Consider the following 15,979-nt stretch of genomic DNA (forward strand, 5'->3'; position numbering starts at 1 on the left):
TATGAAGGCCCGCACCCGCGCCGCCGCGATCCTGCTGACCCCCTTCTTCGTCCTCTTCACCGCGGTGATGGTGGTGCCGATCGGCTACGCGGTCTGGCTCAGCCTCTTCACCGAGAAGCAGTCCGGACTGGGCTTCGGCGGCACCGAGACCGTCTTCACCGGCCTCGACAACTACACGGCGGCGCTGGGTGACCGGGCCTTCCGCGAGGGCTTCGGCGTCCTGCTCGGATACTGCCTGTTCTACATCCCGCTGCTGCTCGTCGGAGCCCTCGGCCTCGCCCTCCTCCTCGACTCGGCCCTCGCCCGCGCCCGCCGCTTCTTCCAGCTCGCGCTCTTCCTGCCGCACGCCGTCCCCGGCATCATCGCCGCCCTGATCTGGGTCTACCTCTACACACCCCAGCTCAGCCCGGTCGTCAAGGCGATGGAGGCGGGAGGCATCGGCTTCGACTTCTTCTCCCCCGAAGGCGCGCTGCCCTCCATCGTCAACATCGCCCTGTGGGAGTGGCTCGGCTACAACATGGTCATCTTCTACGCGGCCCTCCAGGCCATCGACCGCTCCGTCCTCGAAGCGGCCACCGTCGACGGGGCCGGCGCCTGGCGCATCGCCTTCTCCGTCAAGGTCCCGCTGGTCAAGGCCTCGCTCGCGATGGTCGGCCTCTTCACGGTCATCGGCTCCCTCCAGCTCTTCACCGAGCCGCTGATCCTCAACAAGGGCACCGGCTCCGCCGTCACCTCCACCTGGACGCCGAACATGTACGCCTACACCGCGGCCTTCGACCGCAACGACTACGGCCTCGCCGCCGCGGCCTCCGTACTCCTCGCCCTGACGGCCGCGCTGCTCTCCTTCGCGGTGACGCGCCTGACCGGCCGGAAGGGGAAGAGGGCATGAGCAAGCCCCGTACCGCCAACGTCTGGCTGTCCAAGGCCGCCGTCAACGGCGCCCTCGTCCTCGCCGTCGTCTACATGCTCTTCCCCCTCGTCTGGCTGCTGACCGCCGCCACCAAGGACGCCGGCGGCCTCCTCGCCGGAAACGCCTTCTCCTTCGACGGCTTCGACCTCGACGGCAACCTCTCCCGGCTCGCCGAGTACAACGACGGCATCTACTTCCACTGGTACGCGAACAGCCTGCTCTACGCCGGATTCGGCGCCCTCGCCTGCTCCTTCGTCAGCGTCGCCGCCGGATACGCCTTCCACGTCTACGACTTCCGGGGCAAGGAGAAGCTCTTCGGCGTCGTCCTCCTGGGCGTGCTCGTCCCCACCACCGCGCTCGCCCTGCCGATGTACCTCCTCGCCAGCGAGGTCGGCGTCGTCAACACCTACTGGGCCGTCCTGATCCCCGTCCTCGTCAACCCCTTCGGCGTCTACCTCTCCCGGGTCTTCTGCGCGGGCTACATCCCCGACGAGGCCCTGGAGGCCGCCCGGATCGACGGGGCCGGCGAACTGCGCGCCTTCTGGTCCATCGGTCTGCGCATGGTCATGCCCGGCTTCGTGACCGTCTTCCTCTTCCAGTTCACCGCCATCTGGAACAACTTCTTCCTCCCCCTGGTGATGCTCTCCGACCAGAAGCTCTACCCCCTGAGCCTCGGCCTGTACGCGTGGAACAGCAACGCCCACGCGGAACCCGACTTCTACCCCCTCGTCGTCACCGGATCCCTGCTCGCCGTCGTCCCCCTCGTCGTCGCCTTCGTCTCCCTCCAGCGCCACTGGAAGGCGGGTCTGACCGCCGGCAGCGTCAAGTGAGGAGCACACGTCCCACGATGCACCCCGCCACTGACAACCGCCCCGCCCTCCTCCTCGCGATGGGCCCCGACACCGCGGACCGCCTGCTCACCGACGCCCACCGGCAGCGCCTCGCGACACTCACCCGCACCGACCCGCACCTCGTCGCCCACGACCTCACCGCCCCGGACGCGCGGACCGCCGCCGCCCTCGCCGAGGCCGAACTCCTCCTCACCGGCTGGGGCGCCACCCCCCTCACCACCGAGGTCCTCGACCGCGCCCCCCGCCTGCGGGCCGTCGTCCACGCCGCCGGCTCCGTCAAGCACCACATCACCGACGCCTGCTGGGACCGCGGCCTGCGCGTCACCACCGCCGCCGCCGCGAACGCGCTGCCCGTCGCCGAGTACACCCTCGCCGCGATCCTCTTCGCCGGAAAGCAGGTCCTGCGCTCCGCCCAGCGCTACGCCGAACTCCGCACCGACCACGCCTGGCTCACCGAATCCGCGGCCTGGGGCAACCACCGCCGCACGATCGGCCTCGTCGGCGCCTCCCGCATCGGCCGCCGGGTCATCGAGCTCCTCCGCCCCTTCGACTTCGAGATCCTCCTCTACGACCCGTACGTGACGGACCCGCCGCCCGGCGTGGAGCTGACCGGTCTCGACGACCTGTGCGCCCGCAGCACGGTGGTCTCGGTCCACGCACCCCAACTCCCGTCCACGTACCGCATGATCGGCACCGCCCAGCTCGCGGCGATGCCCGACGGCACCACCCTGATCAACACGGCCCGCGGCTCCCTGATCGACGAGACGGCCCTCCTCCCCCACCTCCTCTCGGGCCGCCTCCACGCGATCCTGGACGTGACGGACCCGGAACTCCCGCCCGTCGAATCGCCGTTGTGGACGCTCCCCAACGTCCTCCTCACCCCCCACGTCGCCGGCTCCCTCGGCAACGAACTCCACCGCATGGCGGACCAGGCGATCGAGGAGGTGACGCGGTACGTCCACGGCGAACCCTTCGCGGAGGAGGTACGGGCGTCAGACCTCCAGCGCTCGGCGTAGCCGGTCCGCCTCGGCGAGGACGAGCGGCAGCGAGCCCGGATCCACGGCGAGGACGGCCGGCAGCACGGTCCGCCAGTCCCCGAGCCGCAGCGCGAGAACGGCCCACCGCCGGGCCGGGACGGGATCGGGCTCGGCCCGGGCGAGGAGGGCGTAGGCCTCGCCGCAGGACTGCCCCATGTGGTGCATGCCGTCGAGGAGTGCTGCGGCGCGCTCGTGCCGGTGGGCGAGGAGGAGCTCGTTGACGAGGCGGACGAGCTGATGGCCCGGCGGATTCGGCGACTGCGCCCGGAAGAAGTCGATCGCCTCGTCGTGGGAGCCCATCACGACCATGACGAGATCCGTGACACCGGTCCGCCGGGCCCGCAGCAGGGGCCCGGCCGCGAGCATGCCCCGAACGCCCTCCCCGAGGGCGTACGCCGCCCGTACGGCCTCCAGCCCCCAGGGCGCCCTCTGCTCACCGAGGTCGTCCAGGATCCGGCGGGCCTCCTCCCGCCGCCCCTGCCGCAGGCAGGCCGAGGCCATCCTCGCGAGCGTCTCCATGACCTCGGGCACCTCGGTCAGTGTCGCCGCCAGGTCCAGCGCCTGGTCCCAGGCCGCCGCCTCCGCGAAGATCACGGCGGCCTGCAGGACGAGGGTCTTCGGCACGTCCGGCTGCCCGACCAGACGCAGAGCACGGTCGAAGGCCCCGTCGGCCACGTAGCCCGCGACGACCCGCGGAAGCAGGGTCACACGCTGGTGCCTGGCGGCTCCCCAGGCCAGGGCCTCCGCCCACTCCACCCGTCGCACCGCGAGCGCCGCTGAGACGGCACCGCCGGGGTCGAGGCCCGGCTCCTCCTCCACCACCCGGAGAAGGCCCGCAGCGTCCTCGCGCCGACCGGCCTCCACAAGTGCCGGGACCAGCGCCACGAGGTCCGCGGCGAGGGTCTCGCGCGGAGGTCTCCGGAGCCTCATTTCCTCCGCCGCGAGCAGGCCCCGGGCCTCGGCGGCGCAGCCGGTTCCGTACAGCACCTCCGCGAGCACGGCGACGGCCTCCGTGTTCCCCTCCACCCCGCCGGCCATCGCACGGACGCGGTCCACCGCGCCCTCCGCGACCAGTCGGCGCAGGAAGTCACCGAACACCCCCAGGCCGGCGGGCCGTTCACCGAAGCGCCTCCACGCCGTCTCCTCGACGAGCCCTCCCCACGGCGACGCCACGCTCTCGACGAGCCTCCCGCACAGCGCGGCGACCCCGTTCAGATCCCCGCGCTCCAGCAGGGCCGAGGCGATGGCCGGCCAGGGGTCGTCCCTCCGTACGGGTGAGTCCAAGGACGGGGCGTGGGCCATGGCCTGCTCGACCGCGCCGGCGCGGGCCAGCTCCCGCGCGGCACGCACGCGTACGCTCGACCATCCCGGGCCTTCCATGGCCCCGGCAAACTCCCGGAACTCGTCCCACCGCCCGTTCGCGACCAGTGCCCACGCGAGGGCGGCGGGCCCTCCGTCACCGCAGTCCTGGCGTGCCGCTTCGATCTCTCCCGCCGCGACGAGGCCGTGCAGGAGCGGCGCGTGGAACACATCGGACTTGCGGGGCCCCATGCGCGCCCGCTCCAGCATCGCCTCCCGCAACGCCGCGTCCGCCGCCTCCGGGTGACCGGCCTCTCGCAGCGCCACCACGGCCCGCAGCAGCACCACCGCCCGTGCACCGGGCTCCTTCTCCGGCCGGTACGCCTCCCGCTCCGCCTCGGCGACCAGGCCGTCGCGCACCAAGGCCTCGACGATTTCGGCCCGCAAACCGGCCCCGCTTCCCTCCCCGCCCAGGGCGACGGCCTCTTCGTGGCGTCCCGCCGCGAGCAGACCGCGCACCACCGTGTGCCGGGGGGCGACGCGGGCAGCGGCGGAGGAGATCGTCGTCAACAGCCGACGCGCACGGCCGTGCGCACCGAGTCGGACGAGCAACTGAACGACGTCGGCCGCCGCGAAGGTCCAGTCGCCTTCGTCCTGCGCCATCGCCACGTCCCGGTCGGGGCGGTCCCGCAGGGTCTCGATCACCTCCTCGGCCTCGACGGCGATTTCCATGGCCCGTTCCGGCGCCCCCACGTCCAGCAGCTTGCTCGCCACGGCGCACAGTCCGTCGACCACACGCTGCCCCCTGAAGCTCCGGGCGAGCGCCACCGCACGGTCCGCACTGCCGACGGCGGCCCAGCCCTCCAGGAGCGCGAGCGGCACGCTGCCGCTCTCCCGCAGCAGCCGCGCCCGGCTCCACGCGAGCCGCAGCGCCCCGGTCACCGAGTCCTCGCGGTCCGTCGCGCCCAGGAGCACGTCCTCCGCCGCCCCGATCTCCGCCAGCGCCGCCGCGTCGGCGCCCGTCACGGCCAGCAGTCGTTCGTGGCGCCGCTCGTCCGCCGCGCACGCCACCAGCCGCTCCGCGTCCCCGGCCGCCCGCAGCATCGGCACGTACCCGTGCAGCAGGTAGTCCGGGGTCCCGTCCGGCCAGCCGTCCTCCCGCGAGCGGTCCGCCCAGGCGTGCAGCACCGACCGCCACCGGCCGAGCTCCCGCTCGCCCAGCATCTCCCGCGCCCCCGCGACCAGTTCCTCGTGCGCGAGCAGATAGGCCTCGCCGCGTACCGCGAATGTCCGTCCCGGTCCTGTCCTGAGCACGTCCTTGACCCGGTACGGCACCCCGCCCGTCAGCTCCGCGAGGTCGTCCGCCGTCAGGCCGCCGCCTGCCGCCGTGAGCAGGGCGAGGAGCTCGTACGGAAGTCCGCCCGCCTCCAGGAGGCGCTTCAGCTCGCGTTCCGCCTCCGCCCGGATCGTTCGGGCCCTCGGGGAGGGGGCGAGGATCCGTACGGCCTCCGGGGCCCGGAGCGGGTGGTCCTCCGGGACGTCGACGGGCAGGGGCGGGTTGAGGCGGCCGGAGACGATGACCGGCAGGCCGTACGGGAGGAGGGCCGCGATCGAGCGGGCGTCCGGGCCGGTCGTCACGCCCCGGTCCTCGTCCAGGCCGTCGACGAGGAGGACCAACCGCTCGCCGCGCGCGGCGCAGGACTCGGCGGCCGCGGCGTACAGGCGCAGCAGGTGGGCCTCGCGGGTGGCGGCCGTCAGGAGGGCGGGCGGCCCCTCGCCCGCGAGCTCCGCGAGCTGTTCGAGGACGACGTCCACGTACGCGGTGACGTCGTTCTGGGCGCCGAGCCGGGCCGTGACGAAGAAGGGGACGATCCGCACCCCGGGCGGCGGGTTGAGGGCGAACCAGGACAGGAGGGCCGTCTTGCCCGCCCAGGCCTCCGCGCGCCACCAGGTGTACGCGGGGCCGGAGTCGGCGCGGCAGAAGGCCTCGAGCTCCGCTAATTCGCCTTCTCTGTCGACGAGTTCCGAGGGGGCGATCCTGCGGACCTGTTCGTGGTATCCGGAGCGGGCCACCGCCGGTTCCGGCAACCCGATGCGGTTGCCGTCGCCGATCACGACGACGCCCGTCCCGTTCTCGACCGTGACCGGCCGCTCTCCCCCTGCCCGCTCCATGCACCCAACCTAGACTGGAAGGGTCCTACCGGGGTCGGGAGGCGCCATGACCTTCGTACAGATAATCGACTGCAAGACGAGTCGGGTGGACGATCTGAACCGGCTCATGGACCAGTGGGTCGAGCAGACCGAGGGCAAACGGACGGCGACCCACAGCATCGTCGGCAAGGATCGTTCCGACGGCTCCCACATCGTGGAGATCGTCGAGTTCCCCTCGTACGACGTGGCCATGCGCAACTCGCAGCTTCCCGAGACCGACCGGATCTTCCGGGAGATGGTCGCGCTCTGTGACGAGATGCCGACCTTCACCGACCTGGACGTGGTCAGGGACGAGGCGCTCTACAAGAACAACGCCCGGCGGCTCATGGAACAGCTCGCCCAGGAGCAGGAGCTCGCACTGCTCGACGAGGTGCTGGCCGAGGGCTACCACGACCACGATCCGACCAACGAGCAGGACGTCATCGGCATGGACGCCGTCCGGCGCGAGGTGGAGATGTGGCGGGGCGGCTTCGACTTCGCTTTCACCGTCGACGACCAGATCGCCGAGGGTGACCGGGTCTGCACCCGCTGGACGTGGCGGGGCACCCACACCGGCGACTTCATGGGGCTTCAGCCGACCGGCATGGACGTGAGCATGACCGGCACCGTCATCCACCGCTTCCGGGACGACGGGAAGATCGTCGAGGGCTGGTGGCAGTACGACCTGCTCGGGCTCATGGGGCAGCTCGGCGCCGTGGAGGGGTGACCCGAAAGCCTGAAAGACCCGAGGAGACAGCGAGGCCCGGTGCCCCCGCGACGGGGGCACCGGGCCTCGCTGGTCAGCTACGAGCTAGGACACGCCTCAGTGGGAGTGACCGTGGCCGTGGCCGTGGCCCGCGTCCGCCGGCTCCTCTTCCTTCTTCTCCACCACGAGGGTCTCGGTGGTGAGGAGGAGGGAGGCGATCGAGGCGGCGTTCTCCAGGGCGGAGCGCGTCACCTTCACCGGGTCGATGACGCCGGCCTTGACCAGGTCGCCGTACTCGCCGGTCGCGGCGTTGAAGCCCTGGCCCTTGTCGAGCTCCGCCACCTTCGAGGTGATGACGTAGCCCTCGAGGCCGGCGTTCTCGGCGATCCAGCGCAGCGGCTCGACCGCGGCGCGGCGGACGACCGCGACACCCGTGGCCTCGTCGCCGGTCTTGTCGAGGTTGCCCTCGAGGACCTTGACGGCGTGGACCAGAGCGGAGCCACCACCGGAGACGATGCCCTCCTCGACCGCGGCGCGGGTCGCGGAGATGGCGTCCTCCAGACGGTGCTTCTTCTCCTTCAGCTCCACCTCGGTGGCGGCGCCGACCTTGATCACGCACACGCCGCCGGCCAGCTTCGCGAGGCGCTCCTGGAGCTTCTCGCGGTCCCAGTCGGAGTCCGTGGACTCGATCTCGGCCTTGATCTGGCTGACGCGACCGGTGATGTCCTCGGCGTTGCCGCCACCGTCGACGATGGTGGTGGAGTCCTTGGAGATGGTCACGCGGCGGGCGGTGCCCAGCACGTCCAGACCGGCCTGGTCGAGCTTGAGGCCGACCTCCTCGGCGATGACGGTGGCACCGGTGAGGGTGGCCATGTCGCCGAGCATCGCCTTGCGGCGGTCGCCGAAGCCGGGGGCCTTGACGGCCACGGCGTTGAAGGTGCCACGGATCTTGTTGACGACCAGGGTCGAGAGGGCCTCGCCCTCGACGTCCTCGGCGATGATCAGCAGCGGCTTGCTGGCGCCGGCCTGGATGACCTTCTCCAGGATGGGCAGCAGGTCCTGGATCGAGGAGATCTTGCCCTGGTTGATCAGGATGTACGGGTCGTCGAGGACGGCCTCCATACGCTCCTGGTCGGTGACCATGTACGGGGACAGGTAGCCCTTGTCGAAGGCCATGCCCTCGGTGAAGTCGAGCTCCAGGCCGAAGGTGTTGGACTCCTCGACGGTGATGACACCGTCCTTGCCGACCTTGTCCATCGCCTCGGCGATGAGCTCGCCGACCTGCTGGTCCTGCGCGGAGAGCGCGGCGACGGCGGCGATGTCGGACTTGTCCTCGATCGGGCGCGCGGTGGCGAGGAGCTCCTCGGAGACGGCCTTGACGGCGGCGTCGATGCCCTTCTTCAGGGCGGCCGGGGAGGCGCCGGCGGCGACGTTGCGCAGACCCTCGCGGACCAGGGCCTGGGCGAGCACGGTGGCGGTGGTGGTGCCGTCACCCGCGATGTCGTTGGTCTTGGTCGCCACCTCCTTCACCAGCTGGGCGCCGAGGTTCTCGTACGGGTCCTCGATCTCGACCTCACGGGCGATCGTGACACCGTCGTTGGTGATGGTGGGGGCGCCGAACTTCTTGTCGATGACGACGTTGCGGCCCTTGGGGCCGATCGTCACCTTCACCGTGTCGGCAAGCTTGTTGACGCCGCGCTCAAGGGCGCGACGGGCGTCCTCGTCGAACTTCAGGATCTTCGCCATGGGAGCGGTTCAGCCCTCTCGGAATGGGGTGGAAACGAACCGCGCCCCCGGACGCCCTGTGCGGGGTCAAGGGGCGCAGCTCAAAGCATCTGCTTCAGATACTTCGGTGAATTACTTCTCGATGATCGCGAGCACGTCGCGAGCCGAGAGGACGAGGAACTCCTCGCCGTTGTACTTCACCTCGGTGCCGCCGTACTTGCTGTAGAGCACGACGTCGCCGACCTGAACGTCGAGCGGCAGGCGCTCGCCGTTCTCGAAGCGGCCCGGGCCCACGGCGAGGACAGCACCCTCCTGGGGCTTCTCCTTCGCGGTGTCCGGGATGACCAGGCCAGAGGCGGTGGTCTGCTCGGCGTCGAGCGGCTGGACCACAATGCGGTCCTCGAGCGGCTTGATGGCAACCTTGGAGCTGGTGGTCGTCACGATCCGACCTCCCCCTTCGGAGATTACGGGGTCAACTGTCTGAGGTGGCGACCAGGTGGATCCGTCGTCGCGGGTGCCGGACCTGCCCGTCGCTGTGTTGGCACTCTCCAGTGGGGAGTGCCAGAGCCGAGACTATGACCGCGGTTAGCACTCGGTCAAGCGGAGTGCCAATTCCACGCCGCCGCGCGTCGCCCCGGGCACCTTCCCCCGTCCCCTCGCGTCCCCTCGCGTCGCGCCGTCCGGACTCGCATGGGTCCGGTCTCGCCCCGTTCCGGTCTCGCCTCGTTCCGGTCTCGGTACGGGCAACGCCGGGGCGGACCCCGCGGTTCCGTACGACGGTGCGGCCATGACGACTCCTCCTCCCCCGGTACGCCCGGCCGGCGACGCCCTGTTCGGCGTCCTCCTCCTCGTCCTGGACGGCGTACTCGTCCTGGTCGCCGCCTTCACCCTGGGCATGCGGGGGTGGGCCGCGAGCTACGACCCGCGCCCGGCGGGACCGCCCCCGATGGACTGGGTTCCGGTGCTGGTCTTCGGGGCGATCACGGCCGGCGTCCTGCTGCTCGCGTGGGCCATGCTGCGCGGCGGCTGGCCCTGGACGGCGGGGGGCCAGTTCGTGGCCGCCGCGCTGCTCGGCATCGGCACGCTGGTCTTCGGGATCCAGGAGTGGGCGCGGGCGCACCCCGCACCGCCGGCGCCGACGGCCCCGGCGGACCCGTCCGAGACGCGGTGCGTGTGCCGCAGCGGGGGCGGCCCTTGCGAGTGCCCGGGAGGATGAGATCCCCCGAGGTGCGGAACGCGACGTCAGCCGGAGCGGCCGACGCCCCGGGAGGCCCCTTCCGCCCTGTCCGCCCTCTCCGCCCTCTCCGCCGCGGTCGTCGTGTCCGGCGTGGCCATCCGCTCCGCCGCCTTCCGCCCCAGCCGCTCGATCGGGTCGACCGACGAACCGCAGGCGGACACGGAGAGCAGCGCCCCGGCCAGCGCCACGCCGGTCGCGATCCGGCGCGCCCGCCGCCCTCTCGCCTGCCGCCTTCTCGTCCGGAGCCCTCCCGCGCCGAGGCCCCTCACACGTAGTCCTCGAGCTTCGCGACCGCGTACCCCTTGGCCGTGATCACGTTCATGACCCGCCGGATCATGTCGGGCATCGTGCCCTTCCAGTCGCCCTTGCCCCGGAAGTGGGTGAGCACGATGTCGCCGGGGTGCAGGTCCCGGTCCCACTCGCGCCACTCCATGTGGTCGGGGAAGGCCTCGGCGGACCACAGCGGGACCGCCTTGATCCCGCAGGACTTCGCGGCGCGCAGCGTGTCCTCGTTGTAGTTGCCGTACGGCGGGCGGAAGAGCGGGGGCCGCTTGCCGAAGCGCTTCTCGATGACGTCCTGCATCCCGCAGATCTCGCGCTTCTGCTGCTTGTACGAGAGTCCGGGCATGTAGCGGTGGTTGAGGGTGTGGTTGTGCAGGGCGACCCCGGAGTCCAGCGACTTCTGCATCCTCGCGAAGTAGCCGTAGTCGTCCTTGACGACGTAGTCGCTGAGGAAGGCGCTGTAGGGGATGCGGAGGTCCTTCATCATCCGCAGCAGCTCGGGGTCCTTCTCCGCGCCGTCGTCGATCGTCAGGAAGACGACCTTCTGCTTGGTCGGCACGGTCGTGAAGACGGGCGGCAGACCCTCGCCGTCCGTCTCGAAGCCCTTGCGGGTGGTGATCTTCGGCTTGACCTTCGGCGGGGCCGGCGCGTCGAGCGGGGGCTTGGCGAGGCCCCATTTCTTGGCGGCGAGCGCTCGGGCGGCCTTCTGTTTGCGGACCTTCTCCACGTACGCGTTGAGCGCGCCGGCCGAGCCCGGGGCCTGGGCCTGGGCCCGGCCCTGCTGGCCGGGGGCGGGCGCGGGGGCGCCGCGCGCGGGTTCGGCGGGTCCGGAGTCGGAGCAGGCCGTGGCGGCAGAGGCGAGGGCTGCGACGACGAGAGCGGCCCCGAGGGTCCGCCGGAAAGGGTGCGCGCTGATCACCATTAATTCTTCCTCTTGTCGTACAAGCTGTATGGCGCCGCATACTGTCAGTGCTCACGCGCCCTCCGGACCGCGACACCGCCGGAGGGCCCCCACCGTCCCCCGACCGGCCCACAGCACCACAGGGCCCACAATGGGACGGGTGACCGACCTCGCCCAGTTCACCGCCCTGCTCACGCCCGAGGGGCAGGCCCTGCTCGCCGCCCTGCGCGACTACGACCCCGCCCAGGAGCTGGCGGTCGTCTCCCGGCTGCGCCGCGACCACCCCGCCGAGCTCGTCACCTCGGCGGTCGGCCAGGCCCGGCTGCGCCAGCGTGCGGTGGCGAAGTTCGGCGCCGAGGACGCGTACCGGATGTACTTCACCCCCAACGGCGTGGAGCAGTCGACCCGCGCCTCGGTCGGGACCTACCGGGCGTCCCGGCTGGCGGCGCTCGGCGTCGGCAGCGTCGCGGACCTCTGCTCCGGGATCGGCGGCGACGCGATCGCCCTCGCCCGCGCCGGGATCTCCGTCCTCGCCGTCGACCGCGACCCGCTCACCGCCGAGGTGGCCCGCGCCAACGCCGAGGCGCTCGGCCTCGCGGAGCTGATCGAGGTCCGGTGCGCGGACGTGACCGAGATCGACACCAGCCCGTACGACGCGGTCTTCGTCGACCCGGCGCGGCGCGGCGGCCGGGGCAGGATCTTCGACCCCGAGGCCTACTCCCCGCCGCTCTCCTGGGCCGTCGAGGCCGCCCGCAAGGCCCCGCGGGCCGCCCTGAAGGTCGCCCCCGGCATCCCGCACGAGGCCGTCCCGGAGGATGCCGAGGCCGAGTGGATCTCGGACGGCGGGGACGTGAAGGAGGCCGTGCTCTGGTTCGGTACGGAGCCGGGCGCCCGCCGCGCCACGCTCCTGCCCTCGGGCGCGGGCCTCACCGGGCGCGGACTGCCCGACCCGGCGGTCCGCCCCGTCGGCCGCTACCTGTACGAGCCGGACGGCGCCGTCATCCGCGCGCACCTCGTCGCCGAGGTGGCACAGGAGCTGGACGGCGGCCTGATCGACGAGACGATCGCGTACGTCACGGCGGACGCACTGACCCCCACCCCGTACGCCGCCGCCTACGAGATCACCGACGAACTCCCCTTCAACCTCAAGAAGTTGAAGGCGCTGCTGCGGGAGCGCGAGGTCGGCACCCTGACGGTGAAGAAGCGCGGCTCGGCGGTCGAACCGGATGAGATCCGGCGGAAGGTGAAGCCGAAGGGCCCCAACTCCGCGACCGTGCTGCTCACTCGGGTCGCGGGAGCCCCGACGATGCTGATCGGCCGCCCGGCGGGCGGGGGCCGGTGACCTGCCGTCCCGCGGGCGGGGGCCGGTGACCTGCCGCCCCGCGCTCCGCAGACCCGTGACTAGAGTTCCGTAGCGGCAGGATCCAGACCTGGGGGGCGGAGAGTCATGGCGCTGCATCCGGAGGGCATGTTCACCACCGGTCCGATCGCGCACCTCGTCGGACTGGCCGCCGGCGGAACCGACCCGCTGGAGTGGGAGGTCCTGCGCTTCGGCCGCGTCACCCGCACGGAGTACTGGGACCCCGCCTGGCGGGTCACCCCGCAGCACCTCGCCTCCCAGCTGGACTACCTGTCCACCGTCTTCAGCGAGGAGTTCCTCGACACCTGCCCGGAGGCCGACCGCAGGACCTGGCGGGCGGCCGCCGGAGCGCAGGGCGTCCCCGCCTTCATGACCGGGCTCGCGACGCTGCTGCGACTCGCGGACCGCCAGAAGGACGCCACCTACGAGGAAGTGCCCCTCGCCGCGTGGGAGGTGCGGGCGCGGTTCCCGCTGCTGCTGTCTTTGGACGGCTGGGCGTACGACGGCGAGTACGCCTCGTACGAGGAGAGTCTGCGGGCGTTCGTCGAGGGCGAGCACCCGTACTGCTCCTACGAGGTGATGCCCCGCCTCAACCAGGCCCTGGCGGCGCGCACGCTCTGCGCGGAGTCGGCGGCCTTCGCCGCGTCCTTCCGGGTCCTCGCGCCGGAGGCGACGCCGGAGGCCCTGGAAGTCCTCACCCGCACCACGTTCACCCACATGACGGAGCACCATGCCTGAGCAGCCGACGGCGTCCCCGCGCGAGGTCCTCCACGAGGAGCCCTTCCCCGAGCTGTTCGGGCTCGCGACCGAGGCGGTCTTCAGTGACGACGGGGAGTGGGTCGCGGTCAGTTCGGTGGTGTCGGACCTGAGCCGGGTGGCGGTCTACCGCACCGCCGACCTCTCCTGCGCGCACGTCCTGACGGTGGCCATGGAGACGGACACGATGGCCTTCCACCCCACGCTCCCGCTCCTCGCGATCGGCTTCGACAACAGCGACGCGTACATGCGCGAGGGCCGTCTCGTCCTCCTCGAACCCGGAAGCGGCCACCGCGTGGACCTCGCCGACCCCCAGTGGGGTGTCGAGCTGGTCCGCTGGACGGACGCGAGCACCCTCGAACTCACCTTCTGCGCCATGCACGACGGAGTGGAGTTCGAGCGGTCCAGGGCCGTCGTGGCCCGCGAGGAGTGGCGCGGCCTCGCCCCCGACGACCTCGGCCTGTCCGACCTCCACAAGCTGCCGCTCGACCCGGACGCCCCGCTCCCGCACCCCGACCGGGACCCCGCGCCGCAGGCACTCCGTGCCCTCGCCGAGCGGGCCGGCCTGAGCTACGACGGCAGGGGCGGGGTCCGGGCCGTGGCGGGGCTGAGTGACGGCCGGGTGCTCGCCACCCGGAAGCACACCGCGCTCGAATGCCGGGCCCCCGACGGGACGCTGCTGTGGAGCGTGCCCGCGCCGTCGGCGGCCGGCGGCACGCGGATCGAGGTCTCGGCCGACGAGCGGACGGCACGCGTCACCGTCGCCGGCCCCGACTCCCGTACCCGGACCGACTTCCCGCTCGTCGACACCTCCGACGGCACGGTCCTCGACAACCCCTCGGTGCCCTTCTCGGCCGCGCTCTCGGCCCGTACAGACGGGGTGTGGGCGATCCGGGACACGTACAACCGCAGCAGCGAGAAAGAGGGTCCCGACCCCAACACCCGGGTCCTCGCCGCCGACGGCACCCCGCTCGTCACGGTCCACGAACCGGACCGGTACGACCTCGTCCCGGTCGACGCCCGCCGCTGCCCCGAGCTGCTGTACGGCCGGCGCCGCCGGGACGTGATCGCGCTCGACCCCCGCTCCGGCGCCGAGACGACGCTCTTCCCGCTGGAGCCCTTCTGGGTCGACCGCCCGCTCGGCCGCGCGGTGTACGTCTCCGACACCGGCGGACCCGCCCTCCTGCACGGCCGGACGGAGCTGGTCCGCCGGACCTTCCCCGCCGGGGACGTCGTCTGGACCCTGCCCCTGGGCCCCGAGACCGAGGCCACCACGGTCGTCGACCTCGACGCGCACGCCGGGATCCTGCACGCCCTCTGCACCGACGGCACGCTGCTCTCGGTCGCCGCCGCCGACGGCACCGTCCTCGACCGGCGCCCGCTGCCCCCGTACGGCCCGCTCTCGGTGCACGCGGCCCCCGACGGCACGGTCCTCGTCGGCACCGCGGCCGGCCGGATCCTGCGCTACTGAGCCCCTGTTGCCCCGGCCGCCCGCGCCCGCCCGAGGAGCAGTTCCCGCTCGCGCGCGTTCCGTGTGAGCGAGGCCGCCCGCTCGAACTCGGCCCGGGCCTCCGCCGTCCGCCCCAGCCGGGCCAGCAGGTCGCCGCGCACGCTCGGCAGCAGGTGGTAGCCCGCCAGGGCGGTCCCGTCGGCCAGGGCGTCGACGAGCGCGAGACCGGCCTCCGGGCCGTCGGCCATCGAGACGGCGACCGCGCGGTTCAGCTCGACCACCGGGGAGGGCGCGACGGCCGCGAGCCGCCCGTACAGGGCGGCGATGGTCCGCCAGTCGGTCTCCTCGTAGGTCACCGCCCGCGCGTGGCAGGCGGCGACAGCGGCCTGGAGGGCGTACGGGCCGTAGGTGCGCCCGTCGCCGGCACGCTCCAGGGCGGCGAACCCGCGCCTGATGAGCAGCCGGTTCCAGCGGCTCCTGTTCTGGTCGGCGAGGAGCACGGGCTGCCCGTCGGGCCCGGTCCGGGTCGCGAAGCGGGAGGCCTGGAGCTCCAGCAGGGCCGCCAGGCCGTGCACCTCGCCCTCCTCGGCCATCAGCCCTTCGAGCACCCGGGCGAGCCGCAGCGCGTCCTCGCACAGCGCGGGCCGCAGCAGGTCGTCGCCCGCGGTGGCCGCGTACCCCTCGTTGAAGATCAGGTAGACGACCTCCAGGACGGAGCCGAGCCGGGCGGCCCGCTCCGCCCCGTACGGCACCTCGAACTCCACGCCCGCCTTCGCCAGCGACCGCTTGGCGCGGGTGATCCGGGCCGCGACCGTCGCCTCGGGGACGAGGAAGGCCCGCGCGATCTCGTCGGTCCTGAGCCCGCCGACGAGCCGCAGTGTGAGCGCCGCGCGGGCGTCGGCGGAGAGCACCGGGTGGCAGGCGGTGAAGACGAGCCGGAGGAGGTCGTCGTCGATGTCGCCGGGACCGGACGGCTCGGGGTCGTACGACTCCTCGCTCAGCGTCCGGCCGACCTCGGCGAGCTTGCGCGCGTACGTCTCGCGCCGCCGCACGAGGTCGACGGCGCGGTGCTTCGCGGCGGCCGTCAGCCAGGCGCCCGGCCGGTCCGGGACCCCTGACCGCGGCCACTGTTCGAGGGCGGAGACGAGCGCGTCCTGGGCGATCTCCTCGGCGATGCCGACGTCCCTGACGATCCGCGCCACCGTGGCGATGATCCGCGCCGACTCCATCCGGAAGGCCGTCTCAAGGGTGCTCTCCACCGTCACGGTTCACATG

Annotated in this window: 14 protein-coding genes; 8 read left to right on the forward strand and 6 right to left on the reverse strand. The window is 72.5% G+C overall.

The window, feature by feature from the left end:
* Nucleotide 1 precedes the first annotated feature (1 nt).
* The 3 genes from DEJ46_RS15345 to DEJ46_RS15355 are packed head-to-tail and all read left to right on the forward strand — an operon-like array spanning nucleotide 2 to nucleotide 2,777.
* Entirely contained in the window at nucleotides 2–889 is an 888-nt protein-coding gene (locus DEJ46_RS15345; protein ID WP_150266947.1) for a carbohydrate ABC transporter permease, read from the forward strand.
* Nucleotides 886–1,740: a carbohydrate ABC transporter permease gene (locus DEJ46_RS15350; RefSeq protein ID WP_150266949.1), complete on the forward strand. Its 855-nt coding sequence runs from the start codon at nucleotides 886–888 to the stop codon at nucleotides 1,738–1,740. Before DEJ46_RS15345 ends, DEJ46_RS15350 begins: the two co-directional genes overlap by 4 nt.
* 17 nt (nucleotides 1,741–1,757) lie before the next feature.
* On the forward strand, nucleotides 1,758–2,777 hold the full coding sequence (locus DEJ46_RS15355) for a hydroxyacid dehydrogenase (RefSeq protein WP_150266951.1): 1,020 nt from the start codon (nucleotides 1,758–1,760) through the stop codon (nucleotides 2,775–2,777).
* On the opposite strand, the gene DEJ46_RS15360 is transcribed toward DEJ46_RS15355, so the two are convergent.
* Entirely contained in the window at nucleotides 2,754–6,269 is a 3,516-nt protein-coding gene (locus tag DEJ46_RS15360; RefSeq protein ID WP_150266952.1) for a hypothetical protein, read from the reverse strand. The genes DEJ46_RS15355 and DEJ46_RS15360 overlap by 24 nt on opposite strands.
* A 46-nt stretch (nucleotides 6,270–6,315) precedes the next feature.
* On the opposite strand from DEJ46_RS15360, the gene DEJ46_RS15365 reads away from it, so the two are divergent.
* Nucleotides 6,316–7,014, forward strand: a complete 699-nt coding sequence (locus DEJ46_RS15365; protein ID WP_150266954.1) for an ester cyclase — start codon at nucleotides 6,316–6,318, stop codon at nucleotides 7,012–7,014.
* A gap of 96 nt (nucleotides 7,015–7,110) precedes the next feature.
* Here DEJ46_RS15365 and groL read toward each other — a convergent pair whose 3' ends face one another.
* Together groL and groES are read right to left on the reverse strand one after the other, a co-directional pair.
* Entirely contained in the window at nucleotides 7,111–8,739 is a 1,629-nt protein-coding gene (groL, locus tag DEJ46_RS15370; protein ID WP_150266956.1) for a chaperonin GroEL, read from the reverse strand.
* 111 nt (nucleotides 8,740–8,850) lie between these two features.
* The gene (gene groES, locus DEJ46_RS15375; RefSeq protein ID WP_024756677.1) at nucleotides 8,851–9,159 is read right to left on the reverse strand and encodes a co-chaperone GroES; all 309 of its coding nucleotides are present in this window, start codon (nucleotides 9,157–9,159) and stop codon (nucleotides 8,851–8,853) included.
* A 346-nt stretch (nucleotides 9,160–9,505) separates the two neighbouring features.
* Here groES and DEJ46_RS15380 point away from each other — a divergent pair, with 346 nt between their 5' ends.
* Nucleotides 9,506–9,934 (forward strand): DUF6234 family protein, encoded by a 429-nt coding sequence (locus DEJ46_RS15380; RefSeq protein WP_150266958.1) that lies wholly within the window; start codon nucleotides 9,506–9,508, stop codon nucleotides 9,932–9,934.
* Nucleotides 9,935–9,960: 26 nt separating this feature from the next.
* On the opposite strand, the gene DEJ46_RS15385 is transcribed toward DEJ46_RS15380, so the two are convergent.
* Nucleotides 9,961–10,143 (reverse strand): hypothetical protein, encoded by a 183-nt coding sequence (locus DEJ46_RS15385; protein WP_150266960.1) that lies wholly within the window; start codon nucleotides 10,141–10,143, stop codon nucleotides 9,961–9,963.
* A 77-nt stretch (nucleotides 10,144–10,220) separates the two neighbouring features.
* The gene (locus tag DEJ46_RS15390; protein ID WP_150266962.1) at nucleotides 10,221–11,159 is read right to left on the reverse strand and encodes a polysaccharide deacetylase family protein; all 939 of its coding nucleotides are present in this window, start codon (nucleotides 11,157–11,159) and stop codon (nucleotides 10,221–10,223) included.
* 130 nt (nucleotides 11,160–11,289) lie between these two features.
* Between DEJ46_RS15390 and DEJ46_RS15395 the strand changes: the two genes are divergently transcribed.
* The 3 genes from DEJ46_RS15395 to DEJ46_RS15405 all read left to right on the forward strand — a co-directional run bounded on the left by DEJ46_RS15395 (nucleotide 11,290) and on the right by DEJ46_RS15405 (nucleotide 14,725).
* Nucleotides 11,290–12,480, forward strand: a complete 1,191-nt coding sequence (locus tag DEJ46_RS15395; RefSeq protein WP_223834641.1) for a THUMP-like domain-containing protein — start codon at nucleotides 11,290–11,292, stop codon at nucleotides 12,478–12,480.
* A 105-nt stretch (nucleotides 12,481–12,585) separates the two neighbouring features.
* Complete coding sequence (locus DEJ46_RS15400) at nucleotides 12,586–13,236, forward strand: hypothetical protein (protein WP_150266966.1); 651 nt, start codon at nucleotides 12,586–12,588, stop codon at nucleotides 13,234–13,236.
* Complete coding sequence (locus DEJ46_RS15405) at nucleotides 13,229–14,725, forward strand: hypothetical protein (RefSeq protein WP_150266967.1); 1,497 nt, start codon at nucleotides 13,229–13,231, stop codon at nucleotides 14,723–14,725. Before DEJ46_RS15400 ends, DEJ46_RS15405 begins: the two co-directional genes overlap by 8 nt.
* Here the strand turns inward: DEJ46_RS15405 and DEJ46_RS15410 are convergent.
* The gene (locus tag DEJ46_RS15410; protein WP_190623214.1) at nucleotides 14,719–15,933 is read right to left on the reverse strand and encodes an RNA polymerase sigma factor; all 1,215 of its coding nucleotides are present in this window, start codon (nucleotides 15,931–15,933) and stop codon (nucleotides 14,719–14,721) included. The genes DEJ46_RS15405 and DEJ46_RS15410 overlap by 7 nt on opposite strands.
* Nucleotides 15,934–15,979: the final 46 nt, after the last annotated feature.

Source organism: Streptomyces venezuelae, from assembly GCF_008642375.1.
Lineage (GTDB): Bacteria > Actinomycetota > Actinomycetes > Streptomycetales > Streptomycetaceae > Streptomyces > Streptomyces venezuelae_G.

Coding starts and splice junctions, on each gene's coding strand:
- DEJ46_RS15345 (WP_150266947.1), top strand. CDS start 2: ATGAAGGCCCGCACCCGCGCCGCCGCGATCCTGCTGACCCCCTTCTTC.
- DEJ46_RS15350 (WP_150266949.1), top strand. CDS start 886: ATGAGCAAGCCCCGTACCGCCAACGTCTGGCTGTCCAAGGCCGCCGTC.
- DEJ46_RS15355 (WP_150266951.1), top strand. CDS start 1,758: ATGCACCCCGCCACTGACAACCGCCCCGCCCTCCTCCTCGCGATGGGC.
- DEJ46_RS15360 (WP_150266952.1), bottom strand. CDS start 6,269: ATGGAGCGGGCAGGGGGAGAGCGGCCGGTCACGGTCGAGAACGGGACG.
- DEJ46_RS15365 (WP_150266954.1), top strand. CDS start 6,316: ATGACCTTCGTACAGATAATCGACTGCAAGACGAGTCGGGTGGACGAT.
- groL (WP_150266956.1), bottom strand. CDS start 8,739: ATGGCGAAGATCCTGAAGTTCGACGAGGACGCCCGTCGCGCCCTTGAG.
- DEJ46_RS15380 (WP_150266958.1), top strand. CDS start 9,506: ATGACGACTCCTCCTCCCCCGGTACGCCCGGCCGGCGACGCCCTGTTC.
- DEJ46_RS15390 (WP_150266962.1), bottom strand. CDS start 11,159: ATGGTGATCAGCGCGCACCCTTTCCGGCGGACCCTCGGGGCCGCTCTC.
- DEJ46_RS15395 (WP_223834641.1), top strand. CDS start 11,290: ATGGGACGGGTGACCGACCTCGCCCAGTTCACCGCCCTGCTCACGCCC.
- DEJ46_RS15400 (WP_150266966.1), top strand. CDS start 12,586: ATGGCGCTGCATCCGGAGGGCATGTTCACCACCGGTCCGATCGCGCAC.
- DEJ46_RS15405 (WP_150266967.1), top strand. CDS start 13,229: ATGCCTGAGCAGCCGACGGCGTCCCCGCGCGAGGTCCTCCACGAGGAG.
- DEJ46_RS15410 (WP_190623214.1), bottom strand. CDS start 15,933: ATGGAGTCGGCGCGGATCATCGCCACGGTGGCGCGGATCGTCAGGGAC.